The organism is Lacibacter cauensis (assembly GCF_007830055.1).
In the GTDB taxonomy this organism is placed as follows: domain Bacteria; phylum Bacteroidota; class Bacteroidia; order Chitinophagales; family Chitinophagaceae; genus Lacibacter; species Lacibacter cauensis.
Genome location: NZ_VLLE01000006.1, coordinates 59,598 through 74,654, shown reverse-complemented (window position 1 = coordinate 74,654; position 15,057 = coordinate 59,598). Strand labels below are relative to the sequence as shown.

Genomic DNA, 15,057 nt, shown 5'->3' with positions numbered 1-15,057 from the left:
TTCAATTTTAAAGGCTGATTCTCTTTGATTTCTTTTTGTCGCTTTCTTTTTTCAGCAACGGTAATTTGATCTCCTGCTTTTCTTTCATGTTGATGATCTTTGCCTTTTCGGTTTTCTCTTTTTCTGGAAGTTCCTGCCCGGCCGCAGTCATATTTTTTTGAATCTTAATTGTGATCTCCCGTTCAAGTCGTTGTACATCGAGCTTCAGGGTTGCAAGTTCCTGTTCCTGTTCAAAGGGCTTTGTTCGGAGACGCTCGAACTGTGGGATATTGTTATCTAATTCTTTTAATTGTTTGTTGTATTTCTCAGCTAAAGCATCTACACGGTCAATGGCGTTGAGAAAATAACGGGCTGCCAGTTTAGGATTGTCAATATTCAGATGGCCCTGGTTCCAGTTGTATTTTATACCTGTTTCATTACGCATGGCATAAAAGACATTGGAATAACTGTATTGAAACAATCCATTCTCTTCAAATGCCTCTTTTTGCCTGCGGATATACAAGTCAAATCCATAAAGCGAACCAATATGCTGTTCATCAGTTAATGGATCTGCAGGTTTCCATGCTATGTAGAGTTGGATGAAGTGACGGCCAATCACTTCCGGATCACTGCTGCTTTTTTCTTCGAGCAAAATGGGATTTGATTTGCTGCCATCCTTTTCAAACTGTAAAACCTTGTGATAATGCGCAGCATCTGTTGCAAGATGTTCAGCAATATGCAGGACGTTCTTTTTTTCTTCTTTTAACTGATCCAGTTTAAATCCTGCATGCAGCTGCTCTTTATGATGTGCATGGCGAAGGCTTTCCAATACCGCAATCTTTTTTTCCAGTTTTGATTTTTCCAATAGCGTGGTATCGCCTGAAAGTATAGCGATGTATTCTGAAAAGTTCATTCCGCTTTTTTCATCCATCGCTCCTTCGTCAATCGTACGCACATTCAGCTCAGCATTTTTCATCTGGCTGATAAACGTCTGCTTGTTTTTCAGCAGATTGAATTTGTAATTATCAAGCGACTGTTCCACCGCATAGATATAACTCTGTACTTTGTTGCCATTATACGCTTTGGCTATTTGGTTGCCTTGCCTGGCACCTCTGCCATTGCGTTGTTCCAGTTCCGATGGTTTCCAGGGAATGTCCAGGTGATGCATCGCCACCACACGTTGCTGGACATTTAATCCGGTACCTGCTTTCTCTGTACTGCCAATCAGGATTCGTATTTCTCCATTATTCATTTTACGAAACAGTTCCGGCCGTCGGCTATCGCTCCAGTCATGAATAAAACTGATATGATCACGGGCAACCTGATGATCACGAACCAGTTTTTCTTTTAACGCATCATAAACATTGAACTCATCTGGTTTTGGCGTACCGATATCACTGAATACGATCTGAGTGGCTTTGATGCTAGTAGTATCGTGATAAATTGCTGCCAGTCTTCTTGCGCAAACATTTACTTTATTATCCGGATGATCGCTATACGTTTCGTCATTGATGAGTCGCATATCTATCGACATTTTTTTTGCATAGTTGGTGGCAAGCAGCATACGTCCCTTATCTTCTTCATCCGTCAGTTTTGGTCTGCCAATTAAAGTGCCATCACCGGTTTTGGCAAACTGCATTAATTGTTGAATGAAGAGTTGTTGTTCAGGAGTAGGACGGATGTTCACAAGCTGCTCGTCAAGCTCCGGTTTATCCAGCTGGATATGCTTTGCAGTTTTGTAATCAGTGATCTCATTATAAAATAATGCCAACTCCGGAACTTTGATAAAGTGACGGAATCGCTCTTTAGCAATAATTTCATTGGTAACCGAAAATTCAAAGTCAACGGTTTTCCGAGCAAACACTGCAGCCCATGCATCAAAGTTTTCAATGTGCTGCCGCTTCATTTCATTTGGCCGCAGGTATTTAAAGAGCAGATACATTTCTGTCAGGCTGTTGGAGATAGGCGTTCCCGATAAAAAGGTTACGCAGAGATCACGCTGTTGCTTTTCCTGCAGCGTACGTACCGCAAAAAGCATATTGAGTGCTTTCTGGCTGCCTTCTTTATTCCCTAATCCTGCAACACGGTCATGGCGGGTGGTAAACGTAAGGTTCTTGAATTTATGGGATTCATCAACAAATAAATGATCCACACCCAGCTCAGCAAAGCTGATGCCTGTATCTTTTTTTTCTTCGATGGCCTGCACAACGGCCTGCAGTTTTACCGTGAGATTGGTTTTGCGTATTTCCAAACCCTTCAACATGCTTCTGGAAATTTCTCCGCCCATGTCTTTTAAGGTTGCCAGATCTTTTTGAATATTGTCCAGTTCCGATTGAAAGATCTGCCGCATGATCTCTGGGCTTTGCGGAATCTTTGCAAACTGATCATGCGTGAGTATAATACAATCCCATTGGTTGTTTTTGATTTCATGAAAGAGCCGCAACCGTTTGGAAGGAGTGAAGTCCTGTTCGCCCGGTGCAAGTATTCTCGCTTTTGGATAAGCCTTTTTATAGGTTTCAGTAATCTGCCGTACATTGGCTTTAAGTGCCACGATCATAGGTTTGTTGGCAATCTGTAAACGCTTTAATTCATGCGAGGCAACCACCATGGTCAATGTTTTACCAAGTCCTACTTCATGATCAATGAGAGCTCCACGGTTTTGCAGGATCCGCCAAACAGAATTCTTTTGAGAAGAGTAGAGGTCATCAATCCCAAGCTTGGCTTTATTAAGTGAGGGGAATTGCAGATGGCTGCCATCATACTCCCGTAATTGATAACAATTAAAGAGATGATTATACCGTTCTTCCAATGCCTGTTTTTCTTCGGTTGATAAATTTTGTAACCAGCCTGTAAAACCATTACGGATCGATTCGATTTTCTGATGTGCCAGTTGAATGGCTTCATTGTCAGGTACACGGATTGTTTTTTCACCAAGTTCCACCGGATAGGTATAAAAGGGTGTTGTATTTTCCAGCGCATGTTCAAATAGGGTAGAAGCATAGGTTGTTTTCCCGCTTCTGGTAGTAACAGCGTACTCCTGGTTTGTTTTTGCATTGCCACCACTGATACTGACTTTAAAGGTATCTGTAGAAGGAAAATAATGTACGCTTGCTGGGAGTTCTACCAACGATGAAGCATAGCGTTCGTATAATTCAAAAGGTATCCACCGCTCACCTAAATTAAAATCAAGTAACGCAAATGGGATCCGTTCGGGTTGTACTTTTTGCAGAGCTGTTAAACTAGCACTGATATAAGTATTTTCAGGATACTGCTCGGCAATTGTTTTTAGTTGTTTCAATTTGTCAACCACATTGCCGCTGAGAAAAGCATCGGCAGTTTCCCACTCTTGCACAATTGGATTGAAATAGATTTTCTGTGAAAGCGCTGCAATACTTTCTTCTTCTGTACTGTCTGTAGCGGCTGCAATGAATTCAAGATCCACTACTCCCTTGTCACTTAAACATTTGGCAAGTGCTTCGTTTGGGTTATCTGTACGATATACTTCCTTCGCAACAATCAGTGATTGGGTCAGCACATCGGATTTTACAAAGCGGTCACTCTCTTTGCGCTCCAGTGATGAAAGCATTGTCAACCCGAATGCATCATCTCTTAAAATGCGTTGGCGATTAGCTGAAGAATTTAATATACCCCAACTGCGTATAAGCTGATCGTATTGCTCACTTAATCCGATCCGCAGTTGTTCCTTTTCTGTAAGTGATTTTACTTCACTATTCATCAGGCTGATATATCCATCACGCAATGCAGTGTATTGCTCGAAAAATGCAATATCTTTTTTACTGTTAACAGCCGGAATAAAAACTGCATACTGACTATTCGATGCAGAAAAGCTTGCATAGCCAACCTGACCCTTATGTACAAACAACGTCCCTTCTATATAAAGTGGATTTAAATCTTTTAGTTCAGTAAGCGCATCCTCGTTTGAAAAGGAAACATGAAACGCCTGCTCACCATGATTACGATAGGCATGGTCGTATGCTGCAAGTGTATCCTGCAGATTTTTTAATTCGTGCTGCATTGCTGCTGCATTCATCCAGTTTGCAGGAAACTGCAATTCTTTTGTATTGGAATACAGTTTGTAAACATATTGTTTGAACGAATGAGACCTTGCTGTCAGCAGTACAATTGTATCATGCGAAGGCTCTTCTTCAGTTCGGATAATATTGATGATAGACGCCGTCTTACTGTCCACAACGGTTTTATCCAAGTTGTTGATATAAGCAGAAGCGTTGTTGCCATTTGTTTTGCCGGGCGTATCAAATAAACCCAGCTGAAAGGATCCCTTATCTGATTTGTTTTCGGGTGCAGGTAGTAGTGTAAGCTTGGGTTTTACCTTTGCGCTTTGTTCAATTTTCTGTTCGAACAGATCTTTCCGGAACCGCTTTTCTAAGTCAGTTGAAAGAATCGCTGCAAATTGTTCTGTAATCGTACTCACTTCACCCGTTTGAATCAACTCTTCATATGCTTTGCCGTATTGATTTTTTCCGGCCTTTAATTTATTGCCGAGTAATAGTTCAGGATGAAGGTTGAGGTAATGATTAACTGAAAATGTTCCGAACTGATTGTGTTGTTCAACTGTATTAATCAACAATTGCTCTTCCTGCGATAATTCGTCTTTGCTGTTGTTTTTCTGAACAATCAACAGATGTGTCGGTGCTTCCGTATTGGCATTTGCCTTCATCATGTTGTCGGGCATTCTGCACACACTGATAAAATCTGCTTGTTGAAAAAGATGTTCTCTTACAGCTTTGTTAGATGGGCTGTTCAAAAATGCATCCGTAGAGAGAAAAGCCAAAAGTCCGCCATCCCGCAGTTTGGTCAATCCCTTTGCAAAAAAGTAATTATGAATTCTGCTTTTGATTGCAGGATCTTTAATAGAAGGATCATGCACTTTGAAATTGCCAAAGGGAATATTACTGCTGATCAGATCATATCTGTTGTTTTCTGCTTTGTCTGTTTCTTCAAATCCTTTGATCTGCACATCCACAGTTTTGTTTTCATCTTGCTGCAGTGCTGCCAATATTTTACCGGTAAGTAAATCTTTTTCGATGGCAGTGACTGTCTTAATAGAATGGAATGCATGCAATGCACTTCGGATAAAAATTCCATGACCACTACTGGGCTCGTAAAAGCGTTCAACTGCAATACCTGTTTCGTTTACTGCTTTGAACAGAATGTCTGGTACAAAGACTGGTGTATAAAAGGAAGTAAGGATACTGTTGCGTAGTGATTCGATTGCTGAGTGGTATTCTGTTTCTGATAGTTTATCTTTTAAGAGCTGGTGCAATTCCATGATCTGCGGATACAACCGTTGGTCTTCTTTGGATGCATGTAGTTCTTCCCATTGCTTCAGTGATCCTTCCGGGAAAAGAATAGCCTTTATGCCACCAAAACCGTTGTACAATTCCAGGGCTTGTCTTTCCTGTTCAGAAAGACTGGTGCCTGGTTGCAGGTTGAGTGCAATCCGGATGGCTGCAAGGTTATGCGTTAATTGTTGTTGACTGTTGTACTGCATTGCTCACTTGTTCTTGTGCACGTTCGAAATAATCACTGATGGCTGCGATCACCGCATAGCGGATGAAGGGATCATCTTCATTTGTCAGTGAAAAATTCAGTTTGTCGAAAACAGGTTTACAATGCTGGAGAAGGTTCATGCATTCATAGGGGAGCAGACCGGAGGCGAGCAGCTGTTCATGCTGCTGTTCAAATTCAGTGCTGAGTAGTTCCGTGAGATAATCAAAACGGGAGGCTGGTAATTCTGTAATTAGTTCGTTTAAACATTGCTGCAGTATATCATCCGTTTGTAACTCATCCATCGATAGTTTTTCAAGTAATGGCTTTACCTGATCAAGTTGCTGTTCAATTGTTTCATGTAATGCCTCAGAAAGATTCCATTCCAGAACAAGGTCCGGATGATGACTCTTTAAATAATCCAGGTAAAGTATTGAGAGATGTTGCAACATGGCTGTGATACTAGACTGCGAAGAAGGAACGCAGCACTGTTGCTACAATTACCAGGAACACACAGCTGCCAAACCAGGCAGAGGCTACCTTGCCGGTATCGTGATCACCACTGTTCCATTTTTGGTAAACTTTAATAGCGCCGATTAATCCTACGATAGCACCCACCGCATACATCAGGTTAACACCTGAAGCAAAATAGCTGCGTACTTTGGTATTGGCTTCGTTTATACCTGCGTTACCATCCTGTGCAAACGCAACGACAATACATAATAGGATTGTAAAAACAGTAAATAATAACTGTTTGAGAAAATGATTGTTGATGAAATGATTATTCTTCATAGTAGCAATTTTTTCAAGGTTAAAAGAATGCTTCGCTGCTATTTGTCTATACGCACTTGGTTCTCCTGCACAATGCAGCGAAGCATTACAGGACTATCCAAACCACAACTGCTCAACATCGTTTTGTGAGAGTAGACCCGGAAAATAGGTGCCCGATTCTTCCAGTATAAAGCGACTCAGATCCTGCCTTTGCTGGAGTAATCGGGAGGAATACTTGCTGAGGATGGCATTCAATGAGTCGCTTAATGTATTCGAAGAAATTGTTTCAGGGCTGTTGGCAAAGAGGGCTGTGATTTCAGCTTTTACTATTTCGCCGATTCCATCATTGTCTGCAGCTTCTGAAGTCGCCTGCTGATCGATGTAACTGCTATCTGCAATAAATTGCTGTTTGAAATCTGCATGCAGTAATTGCTTTGCAGCAGGTAATTCCCGTTGAATACCTGACAGCGCTAACAGTTCCCATTTGTAATAACGAATAGCAATAAAGGTGTAATAGAAGAACAATACGGTAATTGTAAAGACCATGTATTCGTTCCATGTAATTGAGGTGAACATAGCATTATGTTTTAAAAGAAAGATTAGCTTAACAAAGATGCTGCGAGAAAAAAGCGTTTACTCACACTGCATACCCAAGTTGGGAAAGATTTTTTTAATGCCGGATCTGTTCATCCGTCTCGTCCATCCGTTTCACTAAACGTTCAGTCAACTGTTCCATAAACTGTGTGCGGCTTCCTTTTCGTATGCGTATTTCCTGGAAGGTGCGGTAGTAATTACCCAACTCTACATTAAAGACTTCCTGCAGGTAGGTTGCAATTTGTTTTACATCGGCCGCTCCATTATTAAAAACACCTGTACTCTGTAATGCATAGAGCAGTTCAATCAGCGATGTTTTTGAACCAGTCCATGTTAGTACAGGTTTTGCAGTGAAATGATTTGTAGTTTCAGTTTGCTGAGCTGTATGTTCGAGAGCTTTATTCAGGTAAATACGCAACAACTCATTGGCAATAAGCTTAGCCACTTTATAATCATGGCTGGTGCTGAAAGAGGGATCGGTATTAAAATATTGGGGATCAAGTGTGAGGTATAGATCCTGTGAACCACGGAGAAAATATTTTTCATCCAGGTGTGTGGCACCTGTTCGGTAGTACTGGTAAAACTCCAGATTGTTATCAAAGAAATGTGTTAGCCGCTGCATCTCTTTGCGTAAGAATTTTTCTTCAGCCTTTTGCCCGCCATTAGGTCGTCTTGTTTCTATGTTGAAGACTTTCAGATAGTAAATAAGTTTACTGTAGAAGCGTGGTTTTATCTCTTTAAAGAAATGAATTTCTTCAGTAGTTGTTTCAAATTTATAACTGCTGATGTATGTTCGTAATTGTTCCATAGCAGCTTTGGTGGCATGAATACTTTTTTCTGCACGATACAGAATGTTTTCTTCTTCCTGCTCAATTACATCCAGTTGTTCCTGCAAAGTGCTGTACAGTTTGTTTAAAAACGGGGGCATGGTAATTTTTTTTCTGCTGGTTGTCATACTAAAAAATTTACAGGTTGCAGTTCGCAGAGAGTAGCAGAGATTTTGATTGACAGAATTCAATCATTTATTATGCAACTGAGCGAAGAACAAGTATAATACCTTTTTTGCGCAGATTGTTTTGCAAACAGTATTTGTAGTTATGCAATTGGTATTTTTTGTACATAATGGCTTTTGTGTTGCAGTTCAAAATTGACGTGAAAGTATATTTTCAGGTAACATACAACTGTATAATCGCTTTTATGATAAAAGCGCTTCCTTATATTGACGAAGTGATGTAAGTACAACCTGCAAAATACCTCTCATAGAATGATCTAGCGAGGAAAGGCCATTTAGTTTGAAAGTCTGAAAAGCATCCCGTAAGGGTTGGTATTTTTCTTCACCCTTATCTAAGTGAACACCTCCTCTTACATAGGCGTAGAATTTCAGTATATCTTGTACAGTGTAGGCTTGCTGTAAAAAGTACAAGCATTTAAACTTCAAAAAAGCATCCTTCTTTAAATCGACAGGATGAAGTGAAATTGAAGGATTAATTTCCTTCCATTCAAGCAATGGCAGCATTTCGTCCGTATGTTCAAGCCAGGGATCATTATTGACACGATAAGTAATAGGTAATTTCTTTTCTCTGTTCAATACGTCAATCAAAGGAGCCGCATCAAGCAACAAATAACGAAGCGTGGCACTTGCTTCAATAAGAGAGTAGTTGGATAATTCACTATGAGAATTTTCCAACTCACGCAGCTTTCTTACAAACATTGTTTTATAATATTCTATGCTGTACTCCATTCGCTAATAACAAATTTAATATTGATCGAGGAATGTCATCAAGAACGAATTAGCTGTTTCGAAATTTGTGCGCTGCTGATCTATTGTTGAAATGTCTTTTAGTCCATGAAACAAGTTGTTTCTGAATCTATATATTATAACAACAATTGCTAAGAGTATATCATTTATGCTTGTTAAATCACCTAAAAGTACACGAGTAACAAGTTTCCTTCTGTCGTTAGGACGGAAGTACAGAAATTCAAATCGCTCGGTTGTATTTCCCTCGTTGATGTAACGGTCTTGAAAATATTGTAGGTGGGGTGTAAAAGCATCTGCATTAAATATTCTTTCCCTAATCCGTTTTTGCACTTCAGCAATATTGAAATTATTGCTGCATACACGGTCTTCAAAAATATTCCAGATGAGAGAGAAGTCTTTGATTTCTGCCAAGGAAGTCTCATCCAGCGCAACACCTAAGCGTGCATTTATCCATTCAGTAACAGACATAGTAATTTTAGATTTTAGTAATTATTCGTTCAGAGAGTATCTTCTTTCTCTTTCAATAAAAGCTGTTTCTCCTCCTTCTAAAATCTCACATACATGCTCTTTGATACCCATTTGATTCAGGATGCCGGTATTACTAGCAGATCTAAATGTATTTTCAAGTGAACCTGAGATATATTCAAACCTATACGCTGCGTTGTCCTTGCCTGCATCCTGCCCTTTCTGGTTGGCCACTATTACATTTTCGGCATCGGTGGGAACTACAATATTGGCATTATGTGTTACAATTATTATTTGCCTTTCAATCTTTTTCTGCTTGATAAAATCTTTCAGTTCGGTATAAACCGTACGGTTATCGAGGTTGTCTTCAGGTTGATCTATCAGTATTGGGTAGTCGGCATTACTAAGATGGAGGATGAGGAATAGCAGAATCATCCCCTTTTTACCAGGTGACATTCTCAGAATATCTTCTTCATCTTGAGATAACTCATAGTCTACAGAAAAATAGTCTTCGAACAGACTTGTTGTTACATTTTGTATTGTCCCCCCCTGATTGAAGCGGATGTTGCTAGCCGAAGGCTCAAGAACTTTATCAAATATTTCTTTGAAGTTTGCTGCATGTGTGTCTTTGTCAAAAACATAGTTATTACTTCCATCGAAATATGTTCCAAACATATTGGAGAAATAACTCTGCTTATTAATAAAAGTCGTACAGGCCGCAGCGAACCGTTGTGTATCAAAATCAAGGTATGCTTTCAACTTGATTTTCTTTTCTATACTTATCTCTGAATATTCGGGGTTGCTGTTGATCTCATCAACAATTTTATTATAGCTCGTCAATAACTTAACATTCGCCGTATTGATTTTGTTATACTCCTCTGTAATGGCTATTTGTGTTGCCGCAAGTGACTGTTCTAACTCGTTGATCTGTTCCACGACAGTTTGTTCAGTAGCAATTTCCAGCTGTAATGACTGGAGCTTTGTTCGGTTTGATATCTTGTCCAGGTAAGGTTGAATGCTTCCGTTGTATTGATTGATCTTGTCGTTCGTAAGTCCAATAAGCCGGTCAATTTTCAGATCAAATTTTTGGGCCTGCTCAACTAGGGTTTTAAATGCAGCGTTGATTTGCTCTTTGTCTGCATTGATCTGTGAAGGGAAACGTTGCCCGATAAATGGGTGTAGCAAAAACTTAGCTGATGCAAGGCGAGCATAATTGTCCAATGAAGTTTCTACGCCTGCCCTTAGCCTTTGCAGTTCAGCCGGGTATTCAGTTTGATAGGCTGTTTTTAGTTGTTGCAAAGAAGTAAGCCTGTCCTGGTGGATTTTTTTGTTTTTTTCAAGCTGGTCAAATTTCTGTTCATCTTCTTCAGTGAAACCGGCTATGCTTCTCAATCCGGCGAGTTCATTATTTTTCTCTTCTATATTCCGAAGCCGTGCAGACTTATCGCCTTTGCCCCTGATTTCCTCTGTTATTCTTGCATAATTTCCCTTTAATTGAAAGAATTGGGTAATGGCTGTATTCAAATCAACTTTAATTTCGTCCTGTTCTTTTTGGAGTTCCTTTAAAAAGGCAGCAAAGGAATCTTTTTCTTCGAGGAAAGACTGAATTAGGGTTTTTAACCCTTCTTTACCTCTCTTCTCTGCAAGGAAATTGATATACATTTGAGGTATATAGGTGATCTGCCTGCTTTTTTCCCCGGCAACCTGTCGAAGCTTATACACGACACCGTCACACCATTTTACTTCAAAATCGAACGCAGGGTTATTATCAAAAGTGTATCCTGCTTCTATTTCAAGTTCTTCCAGTTTTCTCTTCACCTGTACCGGGTCTATTGTTTTGGCGATATAGTAAAGCAAAAGCGATTTGCCAGAGGATTTACCACCGATAATTGCGTTCAGTTTGTCGTTTACAGCAATTGCATCGGGAGAAAAGGTTTTGTCTCCTGATGCCGGAACAAACTTTACTTCGTCAATAACGAGGTAATCTTTTTTTACCTCCGGCTCGTCCTCCTGTATTCTTACCCTGGTAGTAGGTTCGTAAAGTGTTTGTCGCAGTCCGTTGAAAGTAGGGTCTGATTTTATCCAGCAATAGCGTTTGAGATCGGGTTCAAAAATCTTTGCGTTATCATGCGCATCTGATCCGTGATAACACGGCATTAACCCTAAGCATTTTCTTTTTACCTCTTTGGCTGAATCAGCACCTATTCCGGCAAAGTATTTTACATCCTTATCACTACCGGAAAAAATCGCCTCCGAAAATTGATAAATAGCCTGCCGTGTTGCATCCAATGCAGCAAATTGAACGCCCTCTATTAATTCAGAATGATCTCTAAGTCCTGAAGCCCCATCTTTTGAACTATTAGCAACTACAATTAACAGGTTGCTTCTTAATTCAGGATCGTCTTTAAATAAAATCCTTAAATCAGTTACGGAAACAGTGTATTGCTTTATAGCCTCTTCGACAGCATTATCATCAGTTAGAGATTGATCATTTTTGTATGATTTCCCTAAATCAATTAAGTCTGTTTTTGATGCTGAATATATTCTGCTTCGATAATCGAATTTCAATCTGTGCAAGAATCTTTCTTTGATTTTATGATCAAATGAGGGGTTGAAAAGACAATGAATATTAATGGGTGTGGCACTACCGGTAGCTGGCAAGATTCGTAATTCAATATTGGGGATTACTAAAGGTATTTGCTTTGTAATCGTACCATCAGCCATTAATTCTTTAAACTTAAAATAGTTCTCTATGCAAGTATAATCCGTGATACCAATAGCAGAAATTTCCCCAGCATAGGAATTAATATTGTTAATATAATTAGTCCATTTTTCCTCAATAGAACTTCCCTCAAATTGGTCGTTTTTTTTGGTTCCCGGGGTGTGAACATGTAAATCCCATCTTCTCCACTGAGAACCTTTTGAATATGGATTGGCAGACATGATGTTAGTTTGGGTTAAATCGAATGCTGATTAGAATATTGAAAAATCGATTCTCAAGCAGTCGTTCAGTAAAAAATAAAGATATAAAAGAATAGAAGTTTAAGTATAAAACTATTTGCCCATTTATTTCCTTTCTAAGCAGGCAATATCAATCCTTTCCAAATAAGGCCGCAACATTGCCGACTCCACAGAAGTAAACGTTTTTATAGCCACTCTTGCACATTCTTCCTTATGCCACATTTCGTCTACATAAAAATCGTGTAGTTTATATAAGTGATACCGGTGTTCTGCATCTTCCCGTACAGCAAGCTCTACGGCATTGTTAAAGATTTCGAGCATTTGCTCTTCGCATTCGAGTTCATGAAATTGAGAGGGAGTCATAGATTAGTTCTTTCAAGAAAAATACAAAAATTATGGAAAAGAGAGTAGGGGATTAATAGAACATTTTGATTCGCTAATTACTTTACATCCAACTTTTGCCTGATTTTTTCTTGCAGCACTTTTAACTGTTCAATGATAGCCTTGAAATCCAAACTATCTCCATAAATCATTTCGCTTAGCATTATTGCATAGTCAAATTCGTATGCATTTACAACTTCAGCTGGTGGTATAAATGAAATAGTAGAATGGTGGAGTGTATCATAGTCAGCCCACGAAACAGCAATGTATTTCCTGCGATGGTCAATCAATGAATCATATAACGCATGATCTGCTAACGCATCATTAAGTACATTGGTTTGCATCATTGTCGCCAGATCATACAAATGCCGGGACATCCGTTCAGTTCTTATTTGAGCCTTTTCTTTTTTGCTGAATTCTTCGTGCAATAAAAACACTTTTTCCAAAAACGTTTTCCTGGGCTCAACAATTGTAACATCAAAAGCGGTTTCTTCGTAGGCGTCATTGAAGAAAAATTCAGTCAATAGCGATAGTACTGGTCTTGTTGTAAAGGGTATGCTTCGTGACCGAACACTTAATTCAATTTTTACCTGGTCGGCAATATATTTGTTGGTATCATATAGAGATTTATACTTTACATAAATAGTGACGGGGTCTGCAGGTGTTTGATTTGGTGGGCTGGGTTCAAAATCCAATATGACCATAGAATCAGGAACACCCAAAACAGTAAGTTGATTGCGGAGTTCATCTAGCAACTTTGTAGTTGCAAAGTCAAATCCTTTTCTCCTTAACCTGCTTATATAACTTGGTGTTGGGTTTTCTTCATACTGCATCCCAAATGCTTCACAACCAAGTGCCAGATCAATATCTTCCGAAAAACGATTAATGAGTTTAAAACCTTTACTTAATGAGGTGCCTCCTTTAAAAACAAGATGCTCCGCATAGGCCGATTGAAATAATGCTTTTAAAACCAGTGTAACCCACCAGTCTTTTTCAATTGCTTTTACACTCTCAATAACACCCGATCTTATTTGTGCTTCTGAGATAGTAGTTTTTCGTTGTTCTTCGGTCAGCAATAACCATCCTGTCATCCTATTTCTGCTTTAAAAGTTTTACAATATAATCATGTGTACGGCCTGGTGCAAGCGACAAATCATGCTTAAGTTTTTTGGGATCTTCTTTTAACAACAGATCCTTGATTCTTGCTTCCCTCCGCTCATCCATATTTTTTAAATCCAGTTCATCAAGTGCCAGAATAATTAACTTGCTCAGGTCACCTTTCAGAGAGAGCTTTTTTGCTGTTGTAGCCTTGAACCTGATTTTCATTTTACCCACTGTAATCAGTCTTTGAGGTCCATCGGTTAAATACACTAACCTGGTAGGTACCTGTGTACTCAGTCCCAGCTTATTAAGAGCATAAGCACCCGATGGTTGAATGCGCACCCTTTCTTTCGCCGCTATTTTTTGTGCTATTTCTTCGGCAGAAGGATGTAGTTCGCCCAGCAGGGGATCTGTTTTCGGTAAATAATAGATACCATGCGCTATCCTTTTTATTCTGCCTGCCCGCACAAGCCGTGAAAGACTTTGCCTGATGGCTGCATCTGAACCTGCACCCTTGAAATCAGATAGAAAAAGCAATTCTCCCGGCTTTTTCTTTGAAAGTGAGTTGTTTATAATTGTATGAGCCTTTTCCATTTGTCACAAATTTAGTAATAATTGTGACATTTTAGTACAAATAATGTCACATATTTAGTAATAATTGTGACATGCCAATCTTAAATTGCTGCTATTCTTGAATATCGAATATCAATATCCATACTTATATTTTTCTATTAACTTTCAAAAAAAGGAGGAGTTATAAACCTTAGAGACGAACAATTCAGCAGATTTTTATTGATAAATTTGAAAAATATCCAAGCTACAAAACGCTATAATTCAATTGAATAGAATATTATGTCAATATTTGTAGAACGGCTACTTCAAAATAAATATAAAATAGCTTGGAGATTTGACAGCAATATCTCATTTTTGTAGTCCCAATACTTAAATATAAATTTGTGAGACATAAAATTAAAGATATTGCAAAACTTCAAACAGGGCTCTTTGCCAAGCCTGAACAGGCGGGGAATGTTACCTATTTGCAGGTGAAGCATTTTGATGAAAATGGACATCTTCAAGAGGCTTTGCACCCCGATCTCAAAGCAAATAAAGTTACTGAAAAACACCTGCTTAAACAAGGCGATATTCTTTTTGCTGCCAAAGGAGCAAAAAACTTTGCTGCTATCTATGAAAGCCATAATCCTCCAGCGGTAGCTTCCACTTCGTTTTTTGTAATCAGGCTTTACCAAAACGGTATTCTCCCTGCATATTTAGCTTGGTATTTAAATCATCCAACAACAATGACATTTTTGAAAGAACAGGCAATTGGTTCGTCCATTGTCTCTATTTCAAAAACTGTTTTGGACGAACTGGAAATTCCCGTGCCGAGCGTTGAACAGCAGCAAGCAATTTTACATATTGCCTCATTACAACAACGTGAAAGCTGGTTGTACAGGAAAATAGAAGCATTGCGTGAACAATTAATTCAACAACAAATTTTTAATACATTAAAATAGAAG

At 39.1% G+C, this 15,057-nt stretch carries 12 protein-coding genes; 1 reads left to right on the top strand and 11 read right to left on the bottom strand.

All coding sequences use genetic code 11. The features are described 5' to 3' along the window. Positions 1 to 7: 7 nt before the first annotated feature. From IQ13_RS16940 to IQ13_RS16890, 11 genes are all read right to left on the bottom strand, one after another. Complete coding sequence (locus IQ13_RS16940; RefSeq protein WP_144887831.1) at positions 8 to 5,512, bottom strand: helicase-like domain-containing protein; 5,505 nt, start codon at positions 5,510 to 5,512, stop codon at positions 8 to 10. After that, positions 5,478 to 5,813 carry a hypothetical protein gene (locus tag IQ13_RS16935; protein ID WP_144887830.1) on the bottom strand — a complete coding sequence of 112 codons (336 nt, stop codon included), beginning with the start codon at positions 5,811 to 5,813 and terminating at the stop codon, positions 5,478 to 5,480. Before IQ13_RS16935 ends, IQ13_RS16940 begins: the two co-directional genes overlap by 35 nt. A 157-nt stretch (positions 5,814 to 5,970) precedes the next feature. Continuing rightward, positions 5,971 to 6,300, bottom strand: coding sequence for a DUF4134 domain-containing protein (locus tag IQ13_RS16930; protein ID WP_144887829.1), 330 nt, complete (start codon positions 6,298 to 6,300; stop codon positions 5,971 to 5,973). A 93-nt stretch (positions 6,301 to 6,393) separates the two neighbouring features. Then, positions 6,394 to 6,855: a hypothetical protein gene (locus IQ13_RS16925; protein ID WP_144887828.1), complete on the bottom strand. Its 462-nt coding sequence runs from the start codon at positions 6,853 to 6,855 to the stop codon at positions 6,394 to 6,396. Between the two features lie 94 nt (positions 6,856 to 6,949). Then, entirely contained in the window at positions 6,950 to 7,828 is an 879-nt protein-coding gene (locus IQ13_RS16920; RefSeq protein ID WP_199758301.1) for an RteC domain-containing protein, read from the bottom strand. A 240-nt stretch (positions 7,829 to 8,068) separates the two neighbouring features. Further along, positions 8,069 to 8,614, bottom strand: coding sequence for a hypothetical protein (locus tag IQ13_RS16915; protein WP_144887827.1), 546 nt, complete (start codon positions 8,612 to 8,614; stop codon positions 8,069 to 8,071). 15 nt (positions 8,615 to 8,629) lie between these two features. After that, entirely contained in the window at positions 8,630 to 9,100 is a 471-nt protein-coding gene (locus tag IQ13_RS16910) for a hypothetical protein (RefSeq protein WP_144887826.1), read from the bottom strand. A 21-nt stretch (positions 9,101 to 9,121) separates the two neighbouring features. After that, a complete protein-coding gene (locus tag IQ13_RS16905) occupies positions 9,122 to 12,040 on the bottom strand; it encodes a TrlF family AAA-like ATPase (RefSeq protein ID WP_144887825.1) in 2,919 nt (972 codons plus the stop codon). A gap of 123 nt (positions 12,041 to 12,163) precedes the next feature. Further along, positions 12,164 to 12,421, bottom strand: a complete 258-nt coding sequence (locus tag IQ13_RS16900; RefSeq protein ID WP_144887824.1) for a hypothetical protein — start codon at positions 12,419 to 12,421, stop codon at positions 12,164 to 12,166. A gap of 77 nt (positions 12,422 to 12,498) precedes the next feature. Next, on the bottom strand, positions 12,499 to 13,530 hold the full coding sequence (locus IQ13_RS16895; protein ID WP_144887823.1) for a nucleotidyl transferase AbiEii/AbiGii toxin family protein: 1,032 nt from the start codon (positions 13,528 to 13,530) through the stop codon (positions 12,499 to 12,501). A gap of 1 nt (position 13,531) precedes the next feature. Beyond that, entirely contained in the window at positions 13,532 to 14,134 is a 603-nt protein-coding gene (locus IQ13_RS16890) for a DUF6088 family protein (RefSeq protein ID WP_144887822.1), read from the bottom strand. A gap of 362 nt (positions 14,135 to 14,496) precedes the next feature. Between IQ13_RS16890 and IQ13_RS16885 the strand changes: the two genes are divergently transcribed. Next, complete coding sequence (locus IQ13_RS16885; protein ID WP_158637429.1) at positions 14,497 to 15,054, top strand: restriction endonuclease subunit S; 558 nt, start codon at positions 14,497 to 14,499, stop codon at positions 15,052 to 15,054. The last annotated feature ends 3 nt before the right edge of the window (positions 15,055 to 15,057 follow it).

What these genes read in the sequence shown, in the direction of transcription:
- IQ13_RS16890 (WP_144887822.1), bottom strand. Translation starts at nt 14,134, where the DNA reads ATGGAAAAGGCTCATACAATTATAAACAACTCACTTTCAAAGAAAAAG.
- IQ13_RS16935 (WP_144887830.1), bottom strand. Translation starts at nt 5,813, where the DNA reads ATGGATGAGTTACAAACGGATGATATACTGCAGCAATGTTTAAACGAA.
- IQ13_RS16925 (WP_144887828.1), bottom strand. Translation starts at nt 6,855, where the DNA reads ATGTTCACCTCAATTACATGGAACGAATACATGGTCTTTACAATTACC.
- IQ13_RS16895 (WP_144887823.1), bottom strand. Translation starts at nt 13,530, where the DNA reads ATGACAGGATGGTTATTGCTGACCGAAGAACAACGAAAAACTACTATC.
- IQ13_RS16920 (WP_199758301.1), bottom strand. Translation starts at nt 7,828, where the DNA reads ATGACAACCAGCAGAAAAAAAATTACCATGCCCCCGTTTTTAAACAAA.
- IQ13_RS16915 (WP_144887827.1), bottom strand. Translation starts at nt 8,614, where the DNA reads ATGGAGTACAGCATAGAATATTATAAAACAATGTTTGTAAGAAAGCTG.
- IQ13_RS16940 (WP_144887831.1), bottom strand. Translation starts at nt 5,512, where the DNA reads ATGCAGTACAACAGTCAACAACAATTAACGCATAACCTTGCAGCCATC.
- IQ13_RS16910 (WP_144887826.1), bottom strand. Translation starts at nt 9,100, where the DNA reads ATGTCTGTTACTGAATGGATAAATGCACGCTTAGGTGTTGCGCTGGAT.
- IQ13_RS16905 (WP_144887825.1), bottom strand. Translation starts at nt 12,040, where the DNA reads ATGTCTGCCAATCCATATTCAAAAGGTTCTCAGTGGAGAAGATGGGAT.
- IQ13_RS16930 (WP_144887829.1), bottom strand. Translation starts at nt 6,300, where the DNA reads ATGAAGAATAATCATTTCATCAACAATCATTTTCTCAAACAGTTATTA.
- IQ13_RS16900 (WP_144887824.1), bottom strand. Translation starts at nt 12,421, where the DNA reads ATGACTCCCTCTCAATTTCATGAACTCGAATGCGAAGAGCAAATGCTC.